The organism is Bacillus sp. AY2-1 (genome assembly GCF_008368965.1).
Classification (GTDB): Bacteria; Bacillota; Bacilli; order Bacillales; family Bacillaceae_G; genus Bacillus_A; species Bacillus_A thuringiensis_S.
Genome location: NZ_QPEL01000306.1, coordinates 1 through 3,590, shown reverse-complemented (window position 1 = coordinate 3,590; position 3,590 = coordinate 1). Strand labels below are relative to the sequence as shown.

Sequence of the window (3,590 nt, the reverse complement as noted above, 5' to 3'; positions counted from 1 at the left end):
GTTAAAAATTATATAATATAGGTATAACAATAATAACAAGAGCTGATATAAAAAGTATGAATGCTCATTTGTTCGCTAAATAATAATATATATACAATTTATCCAGTTATCGATGTTTTCAAAAACATCCTGATTATAAACCTATCAGTACGTAAAAGATATAGTTTATTACTACACTATAGATAATTCTTGCTTATAATAATTTCTTAAACTGTAACTAACCCACTCGCGTATATTAACAATACTAAAAGAAAAACTTCTACCATTCAAACTTACAGATATACCATTATAGTCTACAGCACCAGTACCTGTTTCTTTATCTAATAAAGGTCTAACAGGTGGAATATATTTACTTGCGCATGATTCACCAGTGTGTAAGTATAGAGATCTTAAGTGATATATTTTTTTAAATATATCACCATACCCTTCTTGTAGATATCTATCTATAAAAGTTTTGATACGATTAGTTATACTGTACTTTAACTGACCACAAGAGATGCATTTTTCAATATTTGATATGGAAATATTTGAAGTCACTGTTTCTATGGATGATAAGTAACCTGTCACAGTTCCATCAATAATTGTTTTAATGTTATTTTCTATTTTTTCTTTTGTTAATACATATAAATCATTTACTATTAACGTCTCATTTTGTATATAAAGTTCATTCCGCAAACTATTCCTAAAATGATAGCAACTTTTTAAAAATACATAAAATAAATCATCGGATTGCGGTTCACCAGTTAATATTTTATCAATCATCTTTATGGCCTCTTTAGAAAGTAACAGCTTTTCATTCACTATTGGATAAAAATCTATGAATAGATTTTTATCTATTTCATTATTCCAAATATAATTATTTTGAAATAAACTCTTTAATTTAGTGTTCATTTGTTTTGTAAATTCTCCACAAAACTCCAATTCACTATACTCAAATAAAGCATTTGTCTCAATTGATAGGAATTCTAAAATAAAATCAACCTTTTTTAGCGCTAAGTTCATTGCGTCTGTATGATTAAGTGCTGAAATTTGAAAAATTAATTTATTTCGTTCATTAGAAATATCGATGATAAAGTTTTTTCCTTTATAACTCTCAATCAAGACATTATCTTTAGTAAATTGGGAAGAAATTTCACAATGTATATAGTAATTTTTCATAGTATCATTATTCTCTATGGCATCTTTTACGAGTTTTTTTAAGATAGAGAAAATTCCATCTGTATTTAAATTCATATCAGCTGAGAATAAATATAATTTTTCAATAGTTCCTCTTTTTTTATATGAAACCCCTGCATGTATATATCCAACTGATGTTCTTATAGAGCCAAAATAGGTAAAGCTAACTTTCTTAAACAAATATTTTTCTGGAAAGTATGCCCATGGACAATGAGACATTCCTTCGGGGCTAAATTTATTATTAAAATTCTCCCATAATTTATGTAGAAAATTATTTGAAGAATCTATATCGGCAGTAGCTATATCAAACGCTACAAAATCATCTAAATTAAGCTCTATATAACTATTTCCATCCAAAATATTTATTACATAAAAGGTGCCATCATTCATATTCTCACTATCCTTCATTTTGTAAATTTGTTCCCTGCTTAATTAACTAGATTATATGAGCACAAGTTATACTTAATATTTTAATAGTTTCCAGGATCTTTTGGACTTCATTTAGATACTTTATTGTCAATGTACTGAAGCACTACTCTAGTAAGATTTATGACGAGTTGCGCCTCCTTCTCCTCAATAATTTCCTCGTTAGGGTGAGAAAAACTTTGGCTATTACGAATATCATTTATGTTTTTTAATAACTTCATTATTGCATTAACTATTTGGTTAATAGGTTTGTAATGCTCAGAAGAATCAATTAAGAAATTAGGATGCTCATTTCTTATCTTACTCCACAAAGCCTGCATATCAACGAGGGAGTCTTCAAATTCCAATTCAGCATTATTACATAATTGTTTAAGATAGGAATGAAGAGCTGTGTGTGTTCTGTCTATCGCACTACCATAAGAATGGTTAGATATTAACGTATCTGCTTGATCTAAAACTTCTTTAACAAACTCGAAGTCATAAATTGATTCATCTAATTTAATTAAATCCAGTCCTTTAAGTCCGTCCGTCCATCCATTCCACAATCTTTTCGTGAAGTCTGATTTTTGCCTCATACTCATATTTACTTATAATTCCATCATTCGATAATTCTTCAAATTCAGTTAAGGGAAATTTATTTAATACTCCACTAAGAATTTTAGCCTGATCTAGTGGGGCCGAATCCGTCAAAATTTTAATAAACCTTTTTCTTGTAGTTGAGCCGTATTCAGTTGGATCTATATCTAAATTACAGTATTCCGGATAAAATTGAGCATGAGTTGCGTATGAAAACCCTCTTAAATATCCTCCACTTCCTCCTATATATGAAATAACGCTATTAACCTCTTTCAACCCTAACTTTCCCATCCACTTCTCTCCTTACATTATAAATTATTAATATTGTAACAAACCCAAAACCTACCAGCAATTATTAAGTTAATAAATCCGTTTAATTTCTTGATTAGATACTTTTAGCATTCCTAAGAATCGGCATAAATATAAAGGTTTTCACTTCCCCCACACACTTCAATAACCTATGAATCTTTTAAATTAATTAGTTCGATAAGAATCCTCATTTCGTCTGAAATCATAACCTACTTTTCCATTTATATAAAATTTCAAAACCATTTCATTTTTAGCAATGTTATAATTCTATTCACATTCTACCATTAATCCCCCTAATCAGTTTTTGAAAAACTGATTTATGACCACCAATTGCATCTGGTACACTCAACACAAGAAACACGTAAAATACCTCACCAGTTGATTTGAGTACAAGAGGTAAGAATATAAACTTATCACCTATTAAAGCGGATAGCACTTGTTTGGCTTTTTAACTTTTCCTCAGTGTGCCAAACCACTCCTAGGGTTTTAAGTAAATATTTTCTTTAATACAAGATATAAATCGTCACTTTTAACTATATAGTTGAGAAGGAATTCATATAAAAAGCGGATAATGATGAAATATAAAACAATATTTTCTTTCAATATGTTAATTCTTACACTTCCAGCACCATTCAATAATAGTGTAAAGACTGTTACAAATTACTATTTATCACCAGCAGGAAACAACAGTAATCTAAGCACATGGAATCAACCTTTTGCTACTACTAATGTCACCACAGAAGGAAGCACAATCTACATAAAGGCGGAGTTTATAACCAAAAGGTACATGTAGCTCATTCTGGGGTCTCAGGAGCACCGATTACTTTTCAGAATTACCAGGATGAAAAAGTAATTCTCGATGATTCTAAAATCAAATTAGAGGGGAAAAATTATATTCAAGTAAAAGGAATAGAATTTCACAATTTAAAATCAATAAAAGTTAACGAACCCCCTATTGGTATTTATATTACTGGAACAGGAAGCAATATTAGCATTGTTCTTATTGGACATGAGAGAGTATCTTTAGTAACTACCTTAAATCAGGAACGAAATAGAATTATTCGTAATAATATTGTTCATCACAATTCATCTAAAAATAAAAA

The 3,590-nt window shown here is 29.2% G+C and carries 3 protein-coding genes and 1 pseudogene; 1 reads left to right on the top strand and 3 read right to left on the bottom strand.

All coding sequences use genetic code 11. The annotated features are described in order from the left end of the window. Window positions 1-171 precede the first annotated feature (171 nt). The 3 genes from DN403_RS30685 to DN403_RS32110 all read right to left on the bottom strand — a co-directional run bounded on the left by DN403_RS30685 (window position 172) and on the right by DN403_RS32110 (window position 2,469). The gene (locus tag DN403_RS30685) at window positions 172-1,566 is read right to left on the bottom strand and encodes a hypothetical protein (RefSeq protein ID WP_142305929.1); all 1,395 of its coding nucleotides are present in this window, start codon (window positions 1,564-1,566) and stop codon (window positions 172-174) included. Between the two features lie 107 nt (window positions 1,567-1,673). Next, entirely contained in the window at window positions 1,674-2,177 is a 504-nt protein-coding gene (locus DN403_RS32115) for an abortive infection family protein (protein WP_255452093.1), read from the bottom strand. Beyond that, a complete protein-coding gene (locus tag DN403_RS32110) occupies window positions 2,119-2,469 on the bottom strand; it encodes a hypothetical protein (RefSeq protein WP_255452092.1) in 351 nt (116 codons plus the stop codon). Before DN403_RS32110 ends, DN403_RS32115 begins: the two co-directional genes overlap by 59 nt. A 592-nt stretch (window positions 2,470-3,061) precedes the next feature. Here DN403_RS32110 and DN403_RS32105 point away from each other — a divergent pair. Then, window positions 3,062-3,590: pseudogene (locus tag DN403_RS32105) on the top strand (DUF5123 domain-containing protein); the annotation flags it as partial.

Coding starts and splice junctions, on each gene's coding strand:
- DN403_RS30685 (WP_142305929.1), bottom strand. CDS start 1,566: ATGAATGATGGCACCTTTTATGTAATAAATATTTTGGATGGAAATAGT.
- DN403_RS32115 (WP_255452093.1), bottom strand. CDS start 2,177: ATGAGGCAAAAATCAGACTTCACGAAAAGATTGTGGAATGGATGGACG.
- DN403_RS32110 (WP_255452092.1), bottom strand. CDS start 2,469: ATGGGAAAGTTAGGGTTGAAAGAGGTTAATAGCGTTATTTCATATATA.